The 22,637-nt window shown below is 45.4% G+C and carries 18 protein-coding genes and 1 pseudogene; 16 read left to right on the forward strand and 3 right to left on the reverse strand.

Translation table 11 applies throughout. The features are described 5' to 3' along the window. Positions 1 to 305 precede the first annotated feature (305 nt). From P5674_RS07850 to P5674_RS07905, 12 genes and pseudogenes are all read left to right on the forward strand, one after another. Positions 306 to 1,223, forward strand: a pseudogene (locus tag P5674_RS07850) (group II intron reverse transcriptase); the annotation flags it as partial. A 61-nt stretch (positions 1,224 to 1,284) separates the two neighbouring features. Continuing rightward, a complete protein-coding gene (locus P5674_RS07855; protein WP_006617822.1) occupies positions 1,285 to 2,478 on the forward strand; it encodes a hypothetical protein in 1,194 nt (397 codons plus the stop codon). A gap of 34 nt (positions 2,479 to 2,512) precedes the next feature. Beyond that, the gene (locus tag P5674_RS07860) at positions 2,513 to 3,733 is read left to right on the forward strand and encodes a GNAT family N-acetyltransferase (protein ID WP_006617821.1); all 1,221 of its coding nucleotides are present in this window, start codon (positions 2,513 to 2,515) and stop codon (positions 3,731 to 3,733) included. Between the two features lie 14 nt (positions 3,734 to 3,747). Beyond that, entirely contained in the window at positions 3,748 to 4,194 is a 447-nt protein-coding gene (gene ruvX, locus P5674_RS07865) for a Holliday junction resolvase RuvX (protein WP_006617820.1), read from the forward strand. Positions 4,195 to 4,314: 120 nt separating this feature from the next. Further along, the gene (locus P5674_RS07870; protein WP_006617819.1) at positions 4,315 to 4,890 is read left to right on the forward strand and encodes a DUF3727 domain-containing protein; all 576 of its coding nucleotides are present in this window, start codon (positions 4,315 to 4,317) and stop codon (positions 4,888 to 4,890) included. Between the two features lie 54 nt (positions 4,891 to 4,944). Continuing rightward, entirely contained in the window at positions 4,945 to 6,018 is a 1,074-nt protein-coding gene (gene mltG, locus P5674_RS07875) for an endolytic transglycosylase MltG (RefSeq protein WP_014276411.1), read from the forward strand. A 60-nt stretch (positions 6,019 to 6,078) separates the two neighbouring features. After that, the gene (locus P5674_RS07880) at positions 6,079 to 6,594 is read left to right on the forward strand and encodes a YqeG family HAD IIIA-type phosphatase (RefSeq protein WP_006617817.1); all 516 of its coding nucleotides are present in this window, start codon (positions 6,079 to 6,081) and stop codon (positions 6,592 to 6,594) included. Between the two features lie 31 nt (positions 6,595 to 6,625). Further along, on the forward strand, positions 6,626 to 7,735 hold the full coding sequence (proB, locus tag P5674_RS07885; RefSeq protein ID WP_006617816.1) for a glutamate 5-kinase: 1,110 nt from the start codon (positions 6,626 to 6,628) through the stop codon (positions 7,733 to 7,735). Positions 7,736 to 7,978: 243 nt separating this feature from the next. Next, positions 7,979 to 8,920 carry a spermidine synthase gene (locus P5674_RS07890; RefSeq protein WP_014276410.1) on the forward strand — a complete coding sequence of 314 codons (942 nt, stop codon included), beginning with the start codon at positions 7,979 to 7,981 and terminating at the stop codon, positions 8,918 to 8,920. Between the two features lie 98 nt (positions 8,921 to 9,018). Then, the gene (gene metH, locus P5674_RS07895) at positions 9,019 to 12,567 is read left to right on the forward strand and encodes a methionine synthase (protein WP_006617814.1); all 3,549 of its coding nucleotides are present in this window, start codon (positions 9,019 to 9,021) and stop codon (positions 12,565 to 12,567) included. A 42-nt stretch (positions 12,568 to 12,609) separates the two neighbouring features. Then, positions 12,610 to 13,113: a hypothetical protein gene (locus P5674_RS07900; protein ID WP_014276409.1), complete on the forward strand. Its 504-nt coding sequence runs from the start codon at positions 12,610 to 12,612 to the stop codon at positions 13,111 to 13,113. Between the two features lie 129 nt (positions 13,114 to 13,242). Next, positions 13,243 to 13,770 carry a hypothetical protein gene (locus tag P5674_RS07905; protein WP_315642764.1) on the forward strand — a complete coding sequence of 176 codons (528 nt, stop codon included), beginning with the start codon at positions 13,243 to 13,245 and terminating at the stop codon, positions 13,768 to 13,770. 243 nt (positions 13,771 to 14,013) lie between these two features. Here P5674_RS07905 and P5674_RS07910 read toward each other — a convergent pair whose 3' ends face one another. Further along, positions 14,014 to 14,370 carry a phage holin family protein gene (locus tag P5674_RS07910; protein WP_014276407.1) on the reverse strand — a complete coding sequence of 119 codons (357 nt, stop codon included), beginning with the start codon at positions 14,368 to 14,370 and terminating at the stop codon, positions 14,014 to 14,016. Between the two features lie 122 nt (positions 14,371 to 14,492). Here P5674_RS07910 and P5674_RS07915 point away from each other — a divergent pair, with 122 nt between their 5' ends. After that, a complete protein-coding gene (locus P5674_RS07915; RefSeq protein WP_006619116.1) occupies positions 14,493 to 14,981 on the forward strand; it encodes a pentapeptide repeat-containing protein in 489 nt (162 codons plus the stop codon). A gap of 3 nt (positions 14,982 to 14,984) precedes the next feature. On the opposite strand, the gene P5674_RS07920 is transcribed toward P5674_RS07915, so the two are convergent. Further along, on the reverse strand, positions 14,985 to 15,815 hold the full coding sequence (locus P5674_RS07920; RefSeq protein WP_006619115.1) for a sulfurtransferase: 831 nt from the start codon (positions 15,813 to 15,815) through the stop codon (positions 14,985 to 14,987). Positions 15,816 to 16,186: 371 nt separating this feature from the next. Between P5674_RS07920 and P5674_RS07925 the strand changes: the two genes are divergently transcribed. The 3 genes from P5674_RS07925 (at position 16,187) to P5674_RS07935 (ending at position 21,055) form a co-directional block, all read left to right on the forward strand. Further along, positions 16,187 to 18,922, forward strand: coding sequence for a cation-transporting P-type ATPase (locus tag P5674_RS07925; RefSeq protein WP_014276405.1), 2,736 nt, complete (start codon positions 16,187 to 16,189; stop codon positions 18,920 to 18,922). A gap of 105 nt (positions 18,923 to 19,027) precedes the next feature. Beyond that, complete coding sequence (locus tag P5674_RS07930) at positions 19,028 to 20,419, forward strand: HD domain-containing phosphohydrolase (RefSeq protein WP_006619113.1); 1,392 nt, start codon at positions 19,028 to 19,030, stop codon at positions 20,417 to 20,419. 30 nt (positions 20,420 to 20,449) lie between these two features. Next, positions 20,450 to 21,055 (forward strand): pentapeptide repeat-containing protein, encoded by a 606-nt coding sequence (locus P5674_RS07935; protein ID WP_006619112.1) that lies wholly within the window; start codon positions 20,450 to 20,452, stop codon positions 21,053 to 21,055. A 55-nt stretch (positions 21,056 to 21,110) separates the two neighbouring features. Here the strand turns inward: P5674_RS07935 and P5674_RS07940 are convergent, their stop codons facing one another. After that, entirely contained in the window at positions 21,111 to 22,445 is a 1,335-nt protein-coding gene (locus tag P5674_RS07940; RefSeq protein ID WP_006619111.1) for a GH39 family glycosyl hydrolase, read from the reverse strand. Between the last annotated feature and the right edge of the window lie 192 nt (positions 22,446 to 22,637).

Here is a 22,637-nt window from a genome sequence, read left to right on the forward strand (position 1 = left end):
AAGTGTAAGCGTATGCCTTTAAGGGGAAAGGATGTGACTGAAAGCTAATGCCTAACTGTAATGGTTAGGATATGCCCACTAGTCACGGTGTGGATATAGATACTGCGATAAGTAGGAGTTTAATGGCAGCGAGTTTAAAGACTAACGCAGGCATATAGCTTTGAAAGTTGAAGTACGAAAGCAGGGGGTTGTAACCCTGTTCCTAATGACAAAGGGGTATCCACATCAGGAGCCGTATGAGGTGAAAGTCTCAAGTACGGTTTGGAAGTGGAGTTGGGGAAGGCGACTTCCCTTTCGACCATAACGAATATGACGGAAAAACAGAAGAACCAGGGTTCAACTTTTTAGGATTCAACATCAGGCAGTATCCTGTGGGAAAACATAAATCTGGGAAAAGTGCACAAAAAAAGGTGTTGGGATACAAAACCCACATAAAACCCAGTAAGAAAGCAGTTAAAGCCCATACAGAAGTGATTAAGGGTGTGATTAAACAACATAAAACAGCACCCCAATCAGCCCTGATTAGCAAACTAAACCCGATTATCCGAGGATGGTATAATTACTATTCAGGGGTAGTTTCATTAGAAACCTTCAACAAACTAGACTGTGTAATCTGGCAAATGTTAAGGGCATGGACAGTTACAAGATGTGGAAAGGCAAGTTATGAAAAACTGAGTAATTATTTCAGACCTGGAAAGGTAGCGCTCAGTAATGGGAAAGAAAGACATGAGACCTGGTTATTCCAGACTAAGGACGGGAAAACGCTATGGAAACATAGCTACACCTCGATTGTCAGACACACCCTAATCCGCCCGGAAGCAACACTTCTTTATGACGGAAACTGGACTTACTGGGCAACCAGGAAAGAACAGGCAATTGGAACACCAAACAGGGTAGCAAAACTACTCAAAAAGCAAAAAGGTAAGTGTAACTGGTGCGGGCAATACTTTACCCCATCAGATTTAGTTGAAGTTGACCACATACATCCCAGAAGTCAAGGCGGAAAGGATGAGTACAAAAACCTTCAACTACTACACCGCCATTGTCACGATGATAAGACAGCCTTGGATGAGGCTAACGCTGTGTCCTTAACAATGGAACAGTCTGCGCGTGCGTCACATCATGAAGTTTTTCGTGTCTATGCCAATTATCGGGATGTGGAAGCACCACTAGAGCCGGATGAGGTGAAAGTCTCATGTCCGGTTCTGAATGGGAGGGGATAGAGGCGACTCTATTCTCGACCCCTAGTTCATTCATGTTTGATAGCTTTATTGGGGGGCTGGTGTGATTATTGTAAATCTGATTTTATCGTTAGCGATCGCCATGGTAGTAGCGATCGCCATCATTTTAATTGCCTTAGAATGGCAGCATCGTAACCGTCCGGGTAATGACTTAGAACTAAGAGCCATCAATTGGGAAAAGACACTCACAGAACCCCAAAGACTCTTGCTCAAAGGAGAATTTGAACTATATAACCGGACCAAGACCCTAGAAATAATGGTGCCGGAGGTCACAGCCAAAGTCAAACTCCTATCCGATGGCAGTTTAGCCCATACCAGGGTAAACACCCGCATCATTGCCGCCCATGAAGACACCAAACCGAGAGCCGATGATTACTGGTTAGCCTATATCGTCAAAGCGCGTAAAATCACCCGATTCCAAGCAATTATCGACATTCAAAGCCCAAACATCAAGGAACTCCAGTCAGCTTGGGTACAAATTCGCTACGTCACCTACGGACCCCAAGGCAGAATACCCAAAGTCCGCCATTTGGTGATTCCCATGCAATACCCAGATCCGCAAATTCCCCCCACTCCTCGCCCCGTAGAAGGCGGCGGTCAAGTATTCCCGATCCGCACCCATCTCCTGGCCCAACTAGATGATCCCGTCGAAGTAGTGCAGCGTTATGTGATGCCACACGCCAAACCCGGAGATATTGTTACAATGGGAGAAACTCCCCTAGCCTTAATTCAAGGTAAGTTCCGCCACCCAACCGAAGTCAAACCCGGATGGGTAGCCCGCCGAGTTTGTTACTTTTTTATGCCCACCTCCAGCCTAGCCACCGCCTGCGGACTGCAAACCCTAGTGGATATAGTCGGTCCGGTGCGGGTTTTGGGAGCCTTTGTCGGAGGTGCGATTGGCAAAGTATTAGGTCATCGGGGCGGGTTTTACGAATTAGCCGGGGAACAAGCACGCCTTATTGATGATGTTACCGGAACCCTACCACCTTACGATCAATTTATTGTCCTGGGTCCAGAAGACCCTGAAGGAGTAGTTAACCGTATTCGCCAAGCCACGGGACTAGAAGCAGCCATTGTAGACGTTAACGACTTGAAAGCCGTTAAAATATTGGCAGCGACTTCTGGTTTATCTACGGCTTTAGTGGAGCGATCGCTCAGAAGCAATCCCGCCGGAAATGCTGATGAGCGCACCCCATTAGTTCTGATCCGTCCCGAATCTGATCAAAGCCTTGAATAATGATCTACCAACACCCCCAAACCCCAGGAGGTACATGAATTTATTTCCTTCTCCCAATCAAACTCAGGCGACAATTCGCCCCTTTCAATATCGCGATTTAGAGGCTTTTGAGCGTTTGTCTCAGCTCACGCGCCCGGTAGATGAGCCATGGCGCGAAGACCCCGCCATCGACCCGGAAATCAAACAACTTCGACTCTGGTATGGCTTACTCCGATTTCTGAGTTGGTTTCCCAACCCCTGTCAGCACCTATTTAATACCTATGTAGCCGAACAGGGGGGACAGGTTCAAGGAGTGATCAGAGTTTCCCCCTTCAACCGTACCCGTAGCACCTGGCGGGTTCAGCGAGTGTCCGTAGACCCGGCCACTAATTCCGGTAGTATTGGTTCCCAACTGTTGCGATACTGCTTTGAAACTATTTGGGAAGCCAGAACCTGGGTTTTGGAGGTCAATGTTAACGATAAAGATGATTTGGCGCTGTATCGACAAAATGGCTTCCAACCCCTGGCTAAAATCACTTACTGGTCCGTAGAACCTGAATTGCTGGCTGATTTAGCCCAATCTGTGGCGGATGTCCCTAATCTACTTCCGGTCAGTAATGCTGATGCTCAATTGTTGTATCAATTAGATACGGTTTCTATGCCACCTCAAGTCCGACAGGTGTTCGATCGCCATATTCTCGATTTTCAAACTAATGTGATCAGAGCGATCGCCGATGGAGTGCGACAATGGCTTGATGGAGTCGAACAGGTCAGCGGTTATGTGTTTGAACCTCAACGCAAGGCGGCGATCGGTTATTTTCAAATCCAACTGTGTCGAGATGGTCGCCAACCCCATCAAGCCGAGTTAACCGTTCATCCCGCCTATACTTGGTTATACCCCGAACTTTTATGTCAAATGGCTCAATTAGTCCAAGATTTTCCGCCTCAGTCCCTGCGACTGGCTTCCGTGGATTATCAACCCGAACGCGAAGCCTATTTACAAAAAGTCGGAGCCGAGCCCGTGGAACACACCCTGCTAATGTCGCGATCGGTTTGGCACAAATTGCGTGAGTCAAAAACGATCGCCGAACCTCTCCAATGGTCCGAAGTTCTCCAAAGTTTGCAACCATCGAGAAAGCCAGTTCCGGGGGGAATGTCATGGCTAGGACCAATGGATCGCCATCATACCCATCCAGGTCAGACCAGCACTGCTGATTCCTCCGCCAAAATGCAACCCCAAAACATCGCCGAGAGTGGTGCATCAGACCCAAATTAAACCAGGCGCGAGCAATGAATGATATCACCCCCAAAGGCTATATATCAGCCCTAGGCTTAGATATTGGTCGCCGTCGCATTGGAGTAGCTGGCTGTGATGGTACCGGCTTAATCGCCACCGGATTAACTACCATTGTCCGCACCCACTTTGAGGCGGACTTAGCCCAGTTTCAGGCCATAATCCAACAGCGCCAGGTGCAAATTTTAGTCGTCGGTTTACCCTATTTGAGCAATGGAGAGTTAGGAACCCAAGCCCGTCAGATCCAAAAATATACCCGACGACTGCAAAAATCCCTCGCTCTACCCGTAGAATATTTTGATGAGCGCTTAACATCCATTGAGGCCGAAGAAATGTTAAAAGGCCAAAAAATCCCCCTGTCTGAGAATAAAGCCCTGATTGACCGCAAAGCGGCCGCCTTGATTCTGCAACAGTGGCTCGATCAACGCCGCCACAAATCCTAGGGGTTAAGGGATCACTGTTATGTTATTCTTTCTGGTACAAGTGGATCTGTATCAATTGTACCCATTGGTATAATTCTGATTGCCTTATTTTTTTGAGCAACCATACTACTTTCAAAAATCATGCCATCCCAATTTTCCGACGAGAATATCCCCGAACCAGAGGCCACTACCCTAACTGATGAACAAGGGCGATCCATTGAATGCACCATTGAGTCATCTTTTAGCCTAGACGGGGAAGAATATATTTTGCTGCTTCCCCTCGATACCCCCGTGGAAATCCTCACTTGGTCTGATGATGAGGATGAAGAGGTGGCGGTTCCGGTAGAGTCAGAAGCCGTCATCGATAGCATTTTCGCCACCGCGAAAGTAGTTCTGGAAGAACAGAACCTCACCCTGAAACGTACAGCAGTCACCTTGACTGTCGCTGGGGAATTACCAGAGGACATTTTTGATAATGATGTAGACGGTAATGGTTCTGGTGGGGGGGACGAGGAAGATTATGAGGAACTGTTGATGCTCACAACTTTTTATCATGAAGAACAAGAATACGGCATTTATACCCCCCTCGATCCATTTTTTATTTTGGCTCGTAGGAATCCGAAAGGTGAGCCACAATTGCTGTCTTCTGAAGAATTAGATAAAATTGAACCACTACTACCGATGATTGAGGAGAAACTATTTGGAGATTTTAGTTAAAAGCCGAACTGCTAATTAAGCAGAAGTAGTTGTTAGTGATTGATAGAATAGGTTATGGGACGGATTTCTAAAGGTATTTTTTATTTCGCCATAGTACCATTAGTGTGGGGATTTTGTGGTTGGCAAGGATGGAGTTGGTGGAGTTGGGCTAGTTCTCCTCACATAGATGGAGATGCGATCGGGGAAAATGCGGCCGCAGAAACTGCTATCCAGATTTCAATTCCCCCAGGAACATCCAGCCAACAAATTGGCCTCGATTTGGAAAGCGCTGGCTTGATTAGATCATCGACAGCATGGCGGTTATGGTCTAGGTGGTTGGTTTTCCGAGACCCAGATGGAGAATTTAAAGCGGGAAATTACCAGTTATCCCCTACGGAGTCCCTCGGTGACATTGCCGATCGCATTTGGACTGGGGAAGTGATGCAAACCAGCTTTACCATTCCAGAGGGGTGGTCGATTCGGGAAATGGCCGAATATTTCCAAGCACAAGGGTTCTTTTCAGCCGAGGAGTTTATCGCACAAGCTCAACAAATACCCTATGATCAATATCCATGGTTGCCGCAAGGATTACCCCTACTGGAAGGATATTTATATCCTGATACCTATGTGGTGGCTAGTGATTTGATTACGCCCAAAACCGTGATTAACCAGATGCTAACTCAATTTGAAAGGGTGGCGCTACCAATTTATCAACAAAGCCGAGACAGACACAATCTTGATCTTAATGAATGGGTAGCACTGGCTAGTATTGTGGAAAAAGAGGCGGTGGTGGCTGATGAACGGGATTTGATTTCTGGGGTGTTTCATAATCGCCTCAGAATGGGAATGCCATTAGCAGCAGATCCTACCGTAGAATATGGCTTGGGGATTCGCCAAACTGTTGACCAACCCCTCACTTTTAGACAGGTGGAAACTCCGGGACCTTACAATACTTATCTGAATGTGGGACTCCCACCAACAGCGATCGCCTCCCCAGGTGTGGCTAGTTTAAAGGCTACCCTAAATCCAGCCGAAACAGATTACCTCTATTTTATGGCTCGGTATGATGGTACTCATATCTTTAGCCGCACCGGAGAAGAACATCAGGCGGCGATCGCAGAAGTCGAACGACAACTGGCTAATCAATAAAAATGTGATGAATTACTCTGTTTTCATGTAGGATAGTAGAGTTAAACTCTACAATCAGCTATGTCCTGGGGAAAACTTTTAGAACCAGATCTGGTTCTGGGCGACTCGATTATGCAGCTTATACCTGATATCCTTCATCAGTATGATCTCAAAGGACTGGTGTTAGATGTCGATGAAACTTTAGTCCCTATAACCACCCAGGAAGTCTCTGATGAGTTGCGAGAGTGGGTAGAAAATGTTAGACCCCTATTTTCCCTCTGGTTAGTTAGCAACAATATCAGCCAGACTCGCATTAGTGGTATTGCTAACGCCCTGGGTTTACCATACATTAACGCGGCGGCTAAACCCTCCCGCCGCAAACTTCGTCAAGCCGTCGATGCTATGGATATCCCCACCGCTCAAATTGCGATGGTTGGCGATCGCCTATTTACCGATGTTCTGGCGGGAAACCGTTTGGGAATGTTTACAATTCTAGTGGAACCAATGGTTGACCCCATGCAAACTGGTACATCTTTTTCAACTCGATCTATCGAAGTTTGGATATCTAAACTCCTCGGCGCTGTTTTGAAAAATTAACAACCCATTTCCGACCCCCCCAATACCAATTATGACCTGTACTATTGTTGTGAAAATTGGTACCTCCAGTTTAACCCAGTCGGAAACTGGACACTTGGCGCTGTCAACCTTGGCGACTCTGGTAGAGACTTTAACCGACCTACGAAGGAACGGAAATCGCGTCGTTTTAGTGTCCTCTGGTGCGGTGGGTGTAGGACGCGATCGCCTGGGATTAACCGAAAGACCTAGGGCGATCGCCCTTAAACAAGCCGTCGCCGCCGTCGGACAGGGGCGCTTGATTAGGGTTTATGATGATTTATTTACTACCCTCAAACAACCCATCGCCCAAGTCCTGCTAACTCGCGGAGATTTAGTACAACGCAGCGGCTATGTCAACGCTTATAATACCTTTCAACAACTGCTGAAATTGGGTGTCATTCCTATTGTTAATGAAAATGATACCGTCGCTGTCGATGAATTACGGTTTGGGGATAATGATACTTTATCAGCTTTAGTCGCTAGTTTAGTAGAGGCAGATTGGCTATTTATGTTAACTGATGTCGAAAGCCTTTATTCCGCCGACCCTCGCAGTAATCCTCATGCTAAACCTATTCATCTAGTTACTAATATTCAACAGTTACAAGAATTTCAAGTTGACGTGGGTTCTTCCCGCAGCAGTTGGGGGACTGGGGGGATGATTACTAAAATTGAGGCGGCGCGTATCGCTACCGCTTCCGGGGTGCGTACTGTCATTACTGATGGTAAACATCCTGCTAATCTTCAAAAAATTCTCACCGGAGAGGCGATCGGGACTCAGTTTGAACCTCAATCTCGCCCCGTAAATTCCCGTCGCCACTGGATCGCTAATGTCTTAGTTCCCATGGGTAAACTTTACCTTGACTCCGGCGCAATTAAAGCTATTAAAGAGGGGGGAAAGTCTCTCCTAGCAGCAGGAGTTATCAAGGTTGAGGGAGAATTTAACCCCCATGATTCTGTGCAATTATGTGATAATAACCATCAAGAAATAGCCAGGGGTTTAGTTAACTATAGTAGTTCCCAAATGCTGAGAATTAAAGGTTGTCACTCTGAACAAATACCCGAAATTCTCGGTTATGCGGGGGCGGAAACTGTCATACATCGAGATAATTTAGTCATTCTGTAGCCGGGTTTTTTAGGTGTCAATAAAACCTGAGATGATGACATATATCTATGGTCATAATATCGCCTGAAGTTCACCGTTACCTAGGGACTGGTGGGATAGATAGCCCCATGCTATCAATCACTATTCATAACCGAAAATACCCAGGCTGATCTAGCCCTATGATTGGACCATTAAACCACAAGACCGAAACCAGATGATTTATAATTACTGTAGGATTTGACCCATAAACAAGGAGGATAACTCATGGTGGGTAGTCAGATAGCAGCCGACTTGTGGCTCAATGATTATATAACATCTTGGGATATTTATGCTCATGGTGTGATCAGGGTTCTACTTTCTCAGCAGACTGCCTATCAGAAAATGGAGATTTTAGAAACAGTATCTTATGGTCGGGTTTTGGTTTTGGACGGGAAACTACAATCATCTATAGTTGATGAATTTTTATATCATGAACCCTTAGTGCAACCCGCCTTAATTTATCATGGAAACCCCCAAAAAGTTCTGATATTAGGAGGTGGAGAAGGTGCGACTGTGCGGGAAGTCTTGCGCTGGCATACCGTGGAAGAAGTAGTGATGGTAGACCTAGATCAAGAAGTGGTAGAAGCCTCTAAAAAATATTTGCCAGAAATGAGCGATCGCGCCTTTGATGACCCCCGCACCACAGTTAATATTGACAATGCCATTAACTTCCTAGATAGCACATCTCAAAAGTGGGATGTGATTATCTCTGACCTGTCCGACCCGGTAGAGTCAGGACCATCTTTTCAACTGTTTACCCAAGAATATTTTAGCAAAATGGCGCGAGTCCTGAAACCCGATGGTTTCCTAGTAGTACAAGCTGGCTCAACCGCCTTAGCTGGATTGGGGTTTCATACGAAAGTCGCCCATACCATCAATCAAGTATTTCCCCATATCCAAAGCTATAGCAGTGATGTTCCCAGTTTTGGAGAACCTTGGGGGTTTGTGTTAGCATCTAAACAACCAATTTCCTCCCGACCTGACCCGGAATCAGTTAATCAGTTATTAGCTACCCAGACGAAGGGAGGGTTAAGGATGTTAGACGGAAAAACGCTGTTAGGATTATTTCAGAACCCTACCTACCTACGAAATGCGATCGCATCTGAAACCGAAGTGTACACCCTAGCCAACCCCCCTCAAAATCACTCGGTAAATAATTGGGGGTGAATCTGGGCGAAAATTGTGTAAAAATAGTAGATAGCTGCGATCGCATCTTAACCATAATATCCAATCGATCTAAAAAAAAATCTATCTTTAAATCCCCTATGGAAAGCCTATTTTTACAACGCCTTCACAGTCCCCAACGCCCCGTGATCATCTTTGATGGCGCAATGGGAACTAACCTACAAGTCCAAAACCTCACCGCCGAAGACTTTGGGGGGAAAGAATACGAAGGCTGTAACGAATACCTCGTCCATACCAAACCCGAAGCCGTCGCCACCGTCCACCGCCAATTTTTGCAAGCTGGCGCTGATGTTATTGAAACCGATACCTTTGGGGGGACTTCTATCGTATTAGCAGAATACGACCTCGCCGACCAAGCCTATCAACTCAATCAAACCGCCGCCACACTCGCCAAAAGCGTCGCCGCTGAATTTTCTACCCCCGAAAAACCTCGCTTTGTGGCAGGTTCAATGGGACCGGGAACTAAACTCCCCACCCTCGGACATATCGATTTTGATACCCTAGAACGTGCTTTTTGTCAACAAGCAGAAGGCTTATTTGATGGTGGGGTAGACCTGTTTATTGTCGAAACCTGTCAGGATGTCCTGCAAATTAAAGCCGCCCTTAATGGTATCGAAGAAGTATTTAAAATGAAAGGGGAACGGCGACCAATTATGGTATCCGTAACTATGGAGGCTTTTGGAACTATGTTAGTCGGTTCCGAAATTAACGCCGCCCTAACTATTCTCGAACCCTATCAAATCGATATTTTGGGACTTAACTGCGCCACGGGTCCCGATTTAATGAAGGAACACATCGCCTATTTATCAGAACATTCCCCCTTTGTGGTCTCCTGTATTCCTAACGCTGGTTTACCGGAAAATGTCGGCGGTCAAGCTCATTATAAACTCACCCCCCTAGAGTTAAAAATGGCTTTAATGCACTTTATAGAAGATTTGGGAGTACAGGTGATTGGCGGCTGTTGTGGAACCCGTCCTGACCATATTAAAGCCTTGGCGGAAATTGCCCAAACCTTGACCCCAAAACCTCGCCATCCTCAGATTACACCCTCGGCGGCTTCTATCTACAGTACCATCAGTTATGAACAGGAAAACTCGTTTTTAATTGTGGGTGAAAGACTCAACGCCAGCGGGTCGAAAAAATGCCGGGATTTACTCAATGCAGAAGACTGGGATGGTTTGGTCGCCCTCGCTAAAACACAGGTGAAAGAAGGGGCGCAAATTCTTGATGTGAACGTTGATTATGTGGGGCGTAACGGAGTCCGAGATATGCACGAGTTGGTATCTCGGCTGGTGACTAATGTTAATCTTCCTTTGATGTTGGATTCTACGGAATGGGAAAAAATGGAGGCTGGCTTAAAGGTCGCTGGGGGGAAATGTTTACTTAATTCTACTAACTATGAAGACGGGGAACCTCGGTTTTATAAGGTGTTGGAATTGGCGAAAAAATACGGCGCTGGTGTGGTGGTGGGAACTATTGACGAGGAGGGAATGGCGCGGACAGCCGCCAAAAAGTTTGCGATCGCTCAAAGGGCTTATAATGATGCGATCGCCTTTGGTATCCCCGCCACAGAAATATTTTTTGACCCCCTAGCTTTACCTATTTCTACCGGAATTGAAGAAGACCGCGAAAATGGGAAAGCCACTATTGAAGCCATTCATCAAATGCGCCAACAACTCCCCGGATGCCATATTTTATTAGGGATATCTAATATTTCCTTTGGTTTGAACCCGGCGGCGCGACAGGTGTTAAATTCAGTGTTTTTGCACGAAACCATGGCCGTGGGTTTGGATGCCGCTATTGTGACTGCTAATAAAATCCTACCTCTGGCTAAAATTGAACCCGAACATCAAGAAGTCTGCCACCATTTGATTTATGACCAACGACAGTTTGATGGGGATGTTTGTACCTACGATCCCTTAACTAAATTAACTACCCTATTTGAAGGTAAAACTACTAAACGCGATCGCAGTGGTGATGCTAATTTACCAATTGAAGAACGCCTCAAACAGCATATCATTGATGGGGAACGCATAGGCTTAGAAGATGCTCTCGCCGAAGCCATCAAAAAATATCCCCCCCTAGATATTATTAACATTTTCCTATTAGACGGGATGAAAGTTGTCGGCGAACTATTTGGGTCTGGTCAAATGCAACTACCCTTTGTTCTCCAGTCCGCCCAAACCATGAAGGCGGCGGTTGCTTACCTAGAGCCGTTTATGGAAAAATCCGAATCGGGAAATAATGCCAAAGGAACCTTTGTAATTGCCACAGTCAAAGGAGATGTTCACGATATCGGTAAAAACCTAGTTGATATCATCCTATCTAATAACGGTTATAAAGTCGTTAATTTAGGCATTAAACAACCCGTTGATAATATTATTTCCGCCTACCGAGAACATAACGCCGACTGTATCGCCATGAGTGGTTTACTGGTTAAATCCACCGCCTTTATGAAAGATAACTTAGAGGTATTCAATCAAGAGGGAATTACCGTTCCCGTCATTTTAGGGGGTGCTGCTTTAACCTCCAAGTTTGTCTATGAAGACTGTCAGAACACCTATAAAGGTCGGGTAATTTATGGGAAAGATGCCTTTTCCGACCTCACCTTTATGGATAAATTAATGCCCGCCAAGAAAGCCGGAAAATGGGAAGATTTCAAAGGCTTTTTAGATGAATTTGTCCAAGATGAAACCATCACCACTAACGGTCAGAGTCAACAGTCACCACCCCAAACAGACCAGCCAGAACCTGACACCCCAAAAGTAGTAGATACCCGACGTTCCGAAGCCGTAGCAGTAGATATAGAACGTCCTACGCCGCCATTCTGGGGGGTGAAAGTTCTCGAACCTGTGGATATGCCCTTTGATGAATTATTCTGGTATTTAGATTTACAAGCCTTAACCGCCGGACAATGGCAGTTCCGTAAACCCCAAGGACAACCCAGGGAGGAATATAACCAGTTTTTAGAAGCTAAAGTTTATCCAATTTTGGCAGAGTGGAAACAGCGAATTATTGCCGAAAACTTACTCCAACCCCGCGCCGTCTATGGCTATTTTCCCTGTCAGTCGGAAGGGAACACGCTGTTAATTTATGACCCCGAAAAAATTAAGGCCGGAGAAATTTCCGAACCAATTACCAGTTTTGAATTTCCCCGCCAGCGGTCTGGTCGTCGCCTCTGTATTGCTGACTTTTTCGCCCCTAAAGATAGCGGTAAAATCGACGTTTTTCCGATGCACGCCGTCACCGTGGGACAAATCGCGACAGATTACGCCCAGAAGCTATTTGCTGCTGATGATTATACGAATTACTTGTATTTCCATGGTATGGCAGTACAAACGGCTGAAGCCATGGCAGAATGGTTACACGCCCGCATTCGCCGCGAGTTAGGTTTTGGTGGGGAGGATGCTGATAATATTCGCGATATCCTGAAGCAGCGTTATCGAGGTTCCCGTTACAGTTTCGGCTATCCGGCTTGTCCGAATATGCAAGACCAATATAAACAGTTAGATCTGTTGAAAGCAGAGGTAATTGGTTTATATATGGATGAAAGTGAACAGCTTTACCCAGAACAGTCTACTACTGCGATTATCACTTATCACCCGGCGGCTAAGTATTTTAGCGCCTAATATCTCTCTACTCAACTATCTCTATTATTGAGGCAATCAATCATGAAAGTTTTTGTGCATACCCGCACCATTTTTAAAGCCGAACCTCTCCCGGCTAATCAATTACCTAGTCATAAAAAAATCGAAGTTCCGGGGGGTGCTAGTTTTATCGCTTGGAATAATAGTCGTTATTTGGAAGACGGACATTATCAGATGATTATAGATTCCGATTTGGGTTCAGGAGAACAAAATCGTTCTACTTCCTGGTATATTCCCAGGGTTCATGTTGATGTATTTGAATGTATTGCTAAGGTGAAAACTGAGGGGTTAAATTTGAGAAGATCCCCTAACCCTAACGATAGTAACAACATTCTCGACAAGCTACCATTAGGAGCCTTTGTTGAGATATTTGATGGGACTTATGTTAATCAAAATCTAGGGATATGGTGGTGTGGTCGCGCTTTATGTACTGCAGACAAACAAAATTGGTTTAATGATGCACAAATAGGGTGGATGTCCTACAAACATTTAGAGATGACGGATCTGAAGATTCACGATATCTATTAATAGTTAAGAATGATGACTTTTTGATGTCTAATTCTGACTACTGCGATTATCACTTACCACCCGGCGGCTAAGTATTTTAGTGCCTAATATGTCTCAAATCAACTATCTCTATTACTGAGGGAACTAATCATGAAAGTTTTTGTGCATACCCCCACTATTTTTAAAGCGAAACCTCTCCCGGCTAATCAATTACCTAGTCATGAAAAAATCGAAGTTCCGGCGGGCGCTAGTTTTATCGCTCGGAATAATAGTCGTTATTTGGAAGACGGACATTATGAGATGATTATATATTCCTATTTGGGTTCAGGAGAACAAAATCGTCGTGATTTCTGGTATATTCCCAGGGTTCATGCTGATATATTTGAATCTATTGCTAAGGTGAAAACTGAGGGGTTAAATTTGAGAAGATCCCCTAACCCTAACGATAGTAACAACATTCTCGACAAGCTACCATTAGGAGCCTTTGTTGAGATATTTGATGGGACTTATGTTAATCAAAATCTAGGGATATGGTGGTGTGGTCGCGCTTTATGTACTGCAGATAAACAAAATTGGTTGAATGGACAAATAGGGTGGATGTCCTACAAACATTTAGAGATGACGGATATGAAGATTCGTGAGATTCCTGGTGGTAGAGGAAGTCTGTGGATAAGTTGATATTTAAGAATGATGACTTTTTGATGTTGAATGTAGGTCAATAGTTTATACAGCTTGTTCACCAGTCGCTTAATACATTGCCCTCACCCTAAATCCCTCTCCCAGAGAGGGAGAGGGACTTTGAGAGGTGATCAGATGATTTCTGAACAGGCTGTAATGGAAGTTTGGGATAAAAAAGGCGGGGGTTGATATTGCCAGGAATAACCCACCGCCTTAACCTAGAGTCGGGAAAATCTGAACAATCTAAACATCTACATCAGTTTTGTTGGCAATTTGACTCATACCCCAGGAAACTAAGGAAAGGACAATAGAACCCCATAGGGCTGGCCAAAATCCATTAATGGTAAAACCGGGGGTAAATTTGGCGACGAGGGATAGGGAAATGGCGTTAACGACAAACAGGAACAAACCTAGGGTTAATAGGGTTAAGGGTAGGGTGAGGATAGTTAAAATTGGTTTAATGATGGCATTTACCAACCCCATAACGATCGCCCCTACAGCAGCAGCCTGCCAACCCTCCAGAGTTAAACCAGGCACTAAATAAGCGGTAATGGACAGCGCAATGGCTGCTAACAGCCAAGTCAAGAAAAAATTAATCATCAATACAGTTTAACGTGGTCTTTGGTTTCCCATTGTAGTGAAAAGGTTGCTGTAGTTCGCTATCCTGGAGATAGATTGTGGTTATTAGAGATATTTGTATGGGACTTTTAGCAATGAAGAGGATGATTAAATCATTAGCGATCGCCTTATGGGTAGGGCTAATATTAATTATTGGGCCTGGGTTAGCCCTAGCTGAGAACCCCTCCCACCTGTTTTTTAACCACAGCTTGCTGCAAAACCGGGATTTTTCCAACCAAAAACTACCCGCCGCCGAATTTGCCAACTCCAATCTGGAATATGCTAACTTTGACGAAGCCGAATTGCGGGGTTCTGTGTTCAGTCGGGCAATTATGCTGGGCGTGACCATGAGAAAAGCCGACCTCACCTATGCTATGCTCGATCAGGTGGACTTTTCCCAAGCAGACCTCAGCGATTCGATTTTTACGGAAGCCCTGTTTTTAGGTTCTACCTTTGCTGATACCAAAATCACTGGCGCAGACTTCACCGATGCTATTTTTGATCGGGAACAGTTGCGCCAACTCTGTCTGAGGGCAGAAGGAGTCAACTCGACGACGGGAGTTGATACCCGCTACTCCCTGGGGTGTCGTTAGGCTTCAGGCTTCCGGGTCTAGTTGATAGGAACACCAATCACTCCAACTTCCGGCATACAATTTTCCCTGGGATAAGCCTGCCAATTCCAGGGATAGCAAATTAGTACAGGCTGTGACTCCTGACCCACAGTAAACGATAATTTCTTCAGCGTCCTGATAGTCCGCCCACCGCTGTTGTTGTGTAGATTTAACAAAACCTTGATCATCGGTGACTTGTTGCCAGGGTAAATTGACCGCGCCGGGAATATGTCCGGCTATGGGGTCTATGGGTTCATGTTTGCCTAGATAGCGGTCATAGTCACGAGAATCAACTAAAACCACGCCGGGCTGATCCTTGCGGGTTTTCACCTGTTCATAATTTACCACCCAATCCGATCGCAATTTCGGGGTAAATTTAGCCGGTTGTGAACTTGGCAACTCTTCAGAGACGGGATAACCCGCCGCCTGCCAACTGTTAAAGCCACCATCGAGTAAACTAATGCGATCGTGACCCATATATCGTAACAGCCACCACAGCCTCCCCGCAAAGCCAAACCGGGCATGGTCATAGGCTACCACATGGGTTTCCCCAAATTCAATCCCCATTGTGCCTAATTTATCAGCTAGTTCATCAATATTCGGCAAGGGATGACGGCCACCATGTTTAGTCACTGGTGAAGACAGATCCCGGTTTAGATCGAGATGAAAAGCCCCCAAAATGTGGCTCTGTTGATACTGTTGTTGTCCCCAAGCTGGATCAGCCAAGGCAAAACGACAGTCCACAATTTTCACCTGGGGATTATTCAGATTTTCGCGTAACCATTCGGGGGAAACAATCGGTTGAGTATTAACCATTAAAATCCCATCTCCCTGCTATCGGATTAGCGATATTTGCAGGGTGTATTATATCATATATTGGCAATTTTTACACACAATCCCCGCAATTTTCTCATCAATCATCACCTATCCCTACAGTCTCGCGAAGTAAGTAGAATTGACATTTAACTACATCCCCCAGGTAAACACTTGGAAAATACACGATTGTTAGATATGATACATATTATCCTAATGGGGATGTAAGCACTTATCCAGGTTGGTGAGGATGACTAACTTTCTCTGTGCCGACATCTTAATGTTTCGATAACCTTAACCATGGCTACCCCCTCCCCTATAGCTATATTTTCTGGGGCTATGGTTAACCCTTTGACCATCACAAAATTGACATTATGAATGACCCTAAATCTCTACCACCCAAACCCTGGCATTGTTTAGCGATCGCCGACACTGCTGCTGAAGTTGGGGCTAACCTAGAAGCAGGCTTAAACTCGGAAGAAGTGGCAAAAAGACAGGAACAATTTGGCTTAAATCGCCTGGAAAGTAAAGGGGGAACACATCCGATTATCCGATTTTTAGAACAGTTTAATCAACCCCTACTTTATATTCTAATTATTGCTGGGGGGATTAAGTTTATCTTAGAAGGATGGCAAAGTGCTAATGGTTGGGTAATTTGGGCGGTCGTTCTGATTAATGCTATAGTTAGCTTTATCCAAGAGACTAAAGCGGAAAATGCGATCGCCGCCCTGTCATCGTCCATAGAAACGGAAGCCACCGTATATAGAAACGGAGAAAAAAACAAGGTTCCCTCATCGGAAATAGTGCCTGGGGATATCGTCTTTATAGCTTCAGGTGATAAAATTCCTGCTGATTTACGCCTAGTAGAAACCAAGAATTTACAAGTTAATGAATCCGCCCTAACCGGAGAATCAACGGCTGTGGAGAAACGCCCAGATCCGGTAGAGGAAAATGCCTCTCTGGGAGACCGTAAAAGCATGGGTTATGCTGGCAGTTTTGTGACTGCAGGACAAGGGCGAGGCATAGTTATCGCTACGGCAAAAAACACGGAAACTGGGCGCATTTCTCAGTTAATGGAAAACCAAAATAATCTGATTACTCCCCTAACTCGGAAATTTAGTAAATTCAGCCGCCAACTGCTTTATATTATCCTGGGAGTGGCAGCCTTGACGTTGGCGGTAGGGTTAGGATATGGTCAGAGTTTAAACGAAGTCTTTGAGGCGACGATCGCCCTAGCAGTTAGTGCCATTCCCGAAGGTTTACCAGCAGTGGTAACAGTCGCCCTAGCTATTGGGGTTTCTCGGATGGCTAACCGCCATGCTATTATTCGGAAACTCCCGGCTGTGGAAACTCTGGGAAGTGCGACGGTTATTTGTTCTGATAAAACGGGAACTTTAACTGAAAATCAAATGACCGTCCAGCAGATTTATGTTGGGGGTGAAAATTACCAGGTTTCCGGTAGTGGTTATACACCAGAGGGGGAGATATCCTCAGCAGATCAAGCTATTAACCTAGCTGATCACCCGATGCTTATAGAATGTTTGCAAGGGGGGATGTTGTGTAATGACTCCCATTTAATTCAGGAAGAAAACACCTGGAAAATTGTGGGAGACCCGACGGAAGGGGCTTTAATTGTTAGCGCCCGCAAAGCCGGATTTACTCTGGCTGAATTAGAGGCAGAAATGCCGCGTCAAGATGTGATTCCCTTTGAGTCAGAATATCAATATATGGCGACTTTGCATGAATCTAGCGATCGCCAACAGTTGGTAATTTATGTGAAGGGTTCGGTGGAAGCTATTGTTTCCCGCTGCGATCAAATGTTAGACTCTGACGGGCAAGTTATTCCGGTAGATGCTGCAGAAATTCATCAACAGGCTGAAACTATGGCAGCTTCTGGGTTACGGGTATTAGCGATCGCCAAAAAACCCACCCAGCAAACCACCCTAGACCATGAGGATATTGCACAGGGGTTAGAGTTTCTCGGCTTACAAGGAATGATTGACCCGCCGCGCGAAGAAGCAATTAGGGCCGTAGCCGCCTGTAAAAACGCTGGTATTAGAGTGAAAATGATTACGGGAGACCATATCATCACCGCTAGTGCGATCGCCTCCCAAATGCGCCTTAAACGGTCAGGGAGAGTTATTGCTTTCACCGGAGAAGACCTTAGCCAGATGGATCAGCAAGAGTTTATTAAGGCGGCTGAAGATGGCGTAGTATTTGCGCGGGTCGCCCCGGAACAAAAATTGCGCCTGGTGGAAGCCTTACAGTCTCGGGGAGATATTGTCGCCATGACGGGGGATGGGGTCAATGATGCACCCGCCCTTAAACAGGCTGATATTGGTGTGGCTATGGGACAAACGGGGACCGAGGTGGCTAAAGAAGCCTCCGATATGGTTTTGACCGATGATAATTTCGCTTCTATTGAGGCGGCGGTGGAAGAAGGGCGCACGGTTTACCGTAATTTGATCAAGGCGATCGCCTTTATCTTACCTGTCAATGGCGGCGAGTCCATGACCATCGTTATTAGTGTCCTCCTCAACCGATTATTACCTATTCTCTCCCTACAAGTTTTGTGGTTAAATATGATTAACTCCATCGCTATGACGGTTCCTCTGGCTTTTGAACCTAAGTCTAAACAGGTGATGGAACAACCCCCCCTCTCCCCTAATCGACCCCTGTTAAATAAGCCACTACTCCTGCGAATTCTGTTGATTTCTGTCTTTAACTGGGTGCTGATTTTTGGAATGTTTGAATGGGCGAGGATGACTACCGAAGAAGATGCGATCGCCCGGACCATGGCAATTCAAGCCCTCGTATTTGGGCGCGTATTCTACCTAATTAGTCTCAGTCAAATTGGCGAAACTCTCTCCTCCAAACTACGGGGGAAAGATACCGAAATCGCCGAAGTACCAGTAATTTGGATTGGTATTGCTGTTACCATGGTTTTACAGGTACTCTTTAGTCAGGTAGGCTTCATGAATACCTTATTCAGCACCGCGCCCCTAGACCTGCAACAATGGTTAACCTGTTTCCTGGTAGGTTTACCTATGATTATCGTGGCGGCGATCGCTAACCGCATTGACCCACCCAACCAACTTGCCCAAAATTAACAGTAGATACTAGACAGGGGGCAGTAAATAGCTCATAATTAATCATTATTAATTAATTGTCGAGGCTACCTTGGTCTGTCCCCTGTTAAAATTCCTATAAATAATATGAATCCTGAATCGACACTAAACTTACTTAAAGCCTCTTTACCTGATGGTAAACTGCCCTCTAGTTTTGGCGTTTACTTTAAAAATACCCTAGTCGCACTTTGTCACGCTTTAGAAGACCATCTTTTACAAATAGGTGAACTTACCGGAGAAAAACCTCTGGTTTTAGTGACTTTTCAAGAAGGAAAATGGTATCTTCAAGAAGCCGATCGCTATTTTGAAATCGCCAAACTTTGCCACCATATTGCCATTAGCGCTGTGCCTGATAGTGGCTTTTCCGAACATCCCACAGGTCAATTAGATAATGTTTCCTTAATTAATCTGGAACCATCTGATGGCCTAGTGGAAGAGTGGAACCTCTTAATTATAGCACCTGGATATAGGGCGATGGTGCTCTGTCAGGAATTATCAGAGTCTGAATACTTGGTTAATGCGAAACCTACCATTGACACCGAACGCAAATTTTATGGACTCTGGACTTTTGAGCAAACTATAGTAGACCAAACTGCCGAAATATTAATTAATCGCTTCCGTAAGTATAACCTGGAATTAGGCGATCGCCTCTGGGAATATTATCAAAATATTACTGCTACCCCTAACCCCACATTTCCCGACCTCAGCACGGTAGTTTCTCGGATTGTTACATATTTACAATCATCACAACAAGAATTAATCTCCGTTAATCGCCAAAATAGACAACTCTGGCAATGGGAAGGACAAGCCAAACGAGTTAGCCGCAATTTGAGCGCTAACAAACTGCAAGCCTTATTACGCATGGCGCAACAAGTAGATAAACGTGACCCCTTTAACCCTTGCGCTTCCCTACAAGTCGCCGCCTTATGCGAAACCATAGGTCAGATTTTAGACCTACCCACCCTGAAACTGCGACGGCTGAAATTAGCGGGTTTACTGCATCGTATCGGTCTCGCATCTGCACCCCCAGAAGTGTTTTTAAAAACTCCTGAAGAAATGGATGAAGCCACCCAAAAATTTTGGCGCGATCGCGCTTCTATTAGTGGTAGATTATTGGAATCTATGCCAGAATTAACCGTAGTGCAAAAAGTCGTTAATCACCACTTGGAAAATTGGGATGGTAGCGGAGTCCCTGATGGTCAAAAAGGAGAACAAATCAACATCCAAGCCAGAATATTAGGGCTAGTTAGCTATTTTCAAGAACTAACTCAGCCCCGGGGAAGTCGCCCAGCTTTGACTTTAACAGATGCCCTAAATGAATGTCAAAAATACAGCGGCACTAGATTTGATCCGGCTTTAGTCAACTCCTTAGCCACAGTAATTAGGTTAACTGAAGTGGGTTTAATGCAGTTACCAACTCAGCCCACCCAACTGCCGAATATTTGGCTAGAAGAAAGCACTAATCCCGCTAATCAATAATCTCCATAAATTACACATTAATAAACTATTATGAATAATCAAACTGCATCCCTAAATATCGAAGACATTAGAAATGGTAAAATCAAAGACCTAGTTAATGCTGATTTATCGGGTCTTGACCTGTCGGGGGCTGATCTGGCTGACGCAGACCTGTCCCAAGCCAAGCTAATGGGGGCGAATTTGTCGGGGGCGAATTTGGCTAGGGCGATCGTTAGGGCTAACCTCCGAGGCGCTAATCTGACCGGGGCTAACCTCATACAGGCAGATTTTCGCAATGCTGACCTGCGGGGTGCTATCTTATTAGATACAGACCCGCGAGAGGCTACTTTTGCAGGGGCTTTTCTCACTGGGGCGGTATTTGGTAATCTGGATTTGAGTGGTGTTAGTCTACATTCGGCTGATTTGCGGGGTGTGAGTCTATCTCAGGCAATTTTGCAGGGCTGCGACCTGAGAAATGCTAACCTCTCGGGAGTGGACTTTTTCCAAGCTGATTTGGAAGAGGCTAACCTGAGTGGCGCAGTCTTGCGAGGGGCGAATTTGCAACAGGCTAACCTACTTTGTGCCATTGTGGAAAATACACAATGGGGCGGCGCTTGTCTTGATGGCGCTTGTTTAGACGGTACCCCCCTAGAGTAAATTTACCAAGGCGATCGCCCTTAACCTCACCAAGATATCACTCAAGGTGCGCTACCTAGCCGATAGTCAAAATATAAGCCTCATGGATGCGAATATTGGGAACAGTCAATCGGACTATTTGATTAGTGACCGTAATTTGCTCCCGTTTGACGATCGCTAAATCCTTAACCACCGCTTCGCCAGTGTCTGGAATTCGGGAGATAGTCAAATTTAAAGGCTGTCCAGGCCTTACCAAGTCAAGCAGCTGAAGATTTCTGAGAGTCAGGGTAACAGTAGCTTGACGGGGCGCTCGACCTTGCTCAAAATAACCAAACAGGACTTGGGCTTGATTTCCACCATTAGACCGACTCGCCAAACCAATCACTCTGGGGTTATTTCCCTGAGTCCTCACCCTAGTTTCAAAGCCATCGGCATAGGCTTTATAAACCCACCAAACCGCCCTAGGTGCAAAAGGTCCCGGCTGTACCAAACCATCAAGACTTTTGTTAAAACAGTTATTTCTACCGCCCGCTTTTGGTTCCCAACAGGCTTTGGCGGCGGCGGAAACGCCTCCCTGTTCTGTATAATACAAATAGGCTAAATTTTCAGCAGGTCGATATTGGGCAGTGGGTCCAATGATTTCGTTAACATCCAATCGCTGAATTTTCAGACTGCGATAAGCTGGGTTCTGTCGAAAACTCTGGTTAGCATCTCGGATATGGGATGCGATCGCATTAATAGTCTGATCATTAAGTTCATGCCAAGATAACGAGTTCACCTCAAGATTATTGTCTCGGCAATAGTTTAAAAAAGCCGTCAAGAAACCCTTATCATACTTAGTAATACTCGGCCCACCAATGATCACATCAGGGCCTAACTCTTCCCGTAAAACCCGATAAGCCCTTTTATAGGTTTCAAAAAACTGTTCTCTAGTGCCATGCCAAAACGGATCGCGCAAATCTGGTTCATTCCAGATATCCCAGAGCATCTTTTTTCCCTTATGTTCTCTAGCCAAATTCCGAACATGGTTTTCCCAGCGGGTATAGTCATCATAGGGCCACCCCCGTGGTCTTCCATATCCCCAAGTATCACTCAGTAACAACTGAAATGTTGCCCCAAATCCAGTTAAGCGAGGATAAAGGTTTAGGCGAGATGTCCGCCACAGTCTCGGTTGCAGGGGTTGAATTAGATGGTCTGGCGGTTCATCTTCCTCCACTCCATAGAGAAAACCACTCATAGATTTAACACCAGGTTGAGAGGTGGCAAAATCAATGGTCAAATCCCCTTGAGTTATCGCGATCGCCGGAATTATGCTCACCCCAACAAATAGCAATGCTCCTGCTATTGCCAATAATACCGAAAGCCATTTAATTCTGACACTTCGGCGAGAAATAGCTAATTGTTTAATCATTGGTCAATTTTCAGTTAATATTGATACAGTCATTTCAGTAATCATACAACAGGCTTTAAAAGTGCCTCTCCTCCCTGTTTACTAATTACCTTGTGGACTGGGGCGGGTTTATAATATAGTCGTCGGGAGTTGAGTTGACAACCGAACTCGCCCGTACAATTATTAATTATCAATTATTAATTATTAATTACA

It is taken from the genome of Limnospira sp. PMC 289.06 (genome assembly GCF_032350395.1).
Lineage (GTDB): Bacteria > Cyanobacteriota > Cyanobacteriia > Cyanobacteriales > Microcoleaceae > Limnospira > Limnospira platensis.

Bases quoted from the DNA above. Each gene is read 5' to 3' on its own strand.
- P5674_RS07860 (WP_006617821.1), top strand. From the start codon at position 2,513: ATGAATTTATTTCCTTCTCCCAATCAAACTCAGGCGACAATTCGCCCC.
- ruvX (WP_006617820.1), top strand. From the start codon at position 3,748: ATGAATGATATCACCCCCAAAGGCTATATATCAGCCCTAGGCTTAGAT.
- P5674_RS07870 (WP_006617819.1), top strand. From the start codon at position 4,315: ATGCCATCCCAATTTTCCGACGAGAATATCCCCGAACCAGAGGCCACT.
- mltG (WP_014276411.1), top strand. From the start codon at position 4,945: ATGGGACGGATTTCTAAAGGTATTTTTTATTTCGCCATAGTACCATTA.
- P5674_RS07880 (WP_006617817.1), top strand. From the start codon at position 6,079: ATGTCCTGGGGAAAACTTTTAGAACCAGATCTGGTTCTGGGCGACTCG.
- proB (WP_006617816.1), top strand. From the start codon at position 6,626: ATGACCTGTACTATTGTTGTGAAAATTGGTACCTCCAGTTTAACCCAG.
- P5674_RS07890 (WP_014276410.1), top strand. From the start codon at position 7,979: ATGGTGGGTAGTCAGATAGCAGCCGACTTGTGGCTCAATGATTATATA.
- metH (WP_006617814.1), top strand. From the start codon at position 9,019: ATGGAAAGCCTATTTTTACAACGCCTTCACAGTCCCCAACGCCCCGTG.
- P5674_RS07900 (WP_014276409.1), top strand. From the start codon at position 12,610: ATGAAAGTTTTTGTGCATACCCGCACCATTTTTAAAGCCGAACCTCTC.
- P5674_RS07905 (WP_315642764.1), top strand. From the start codon at position 13,243: ATGAAAGTTTTTGTGCATACCCCCACTATTTTTAAAGCGAAACCTCTC.
- P5674_RS07910 (WP_014276407.1), bottom strand. From the start codon at position 14,370: ATGATTAATTTTTTCTTGACTTGGCTGTTAGCAGCCATTGCGCTGTCC.
- P5674_RS07915 (WP_006619116.1), top strand. From the start codon at position 14,493: ATGATTAAATCATTAGCGATCGCCTTATGGGTAGGGCTAATATTAATT.
- P5674_RS07920 (WP_006619115.1), bottom strand. From the start codon at position 15,815: ATGGTTAATACTCAACCGATTGTTTCCCCCGAATGGTTACGCGAAAAT.
- P5674_RS07925 (WP_014276405.1), top strand. From the start codon at position 16,187: ATGAATGACCCTAAATCTCTACCACCCAAACCCTGGCATTGTTTAGCG.
- P5674_RS07930 (WP_006619113.1), top strand. From the start codon at position 19,028: ATGAATCCTGAATCGACACTAAACTTACTTAAAGCCTCTTTACCTGAT.
- P5674_RS07935 (WP_006619112.1), top strand. From the start codon at position 20,450: ATGAATAATCAAACTGCATCCCTAAATATCGAAGACATTAGAAATGGT.
- P5674_RS07940 (WP_006619111.1), bottom strand. From the start codon at position 22,445: ATGATTAAACAATTAGCTATTTCTCGCCGAAGTGTCAGAATTAAATGG.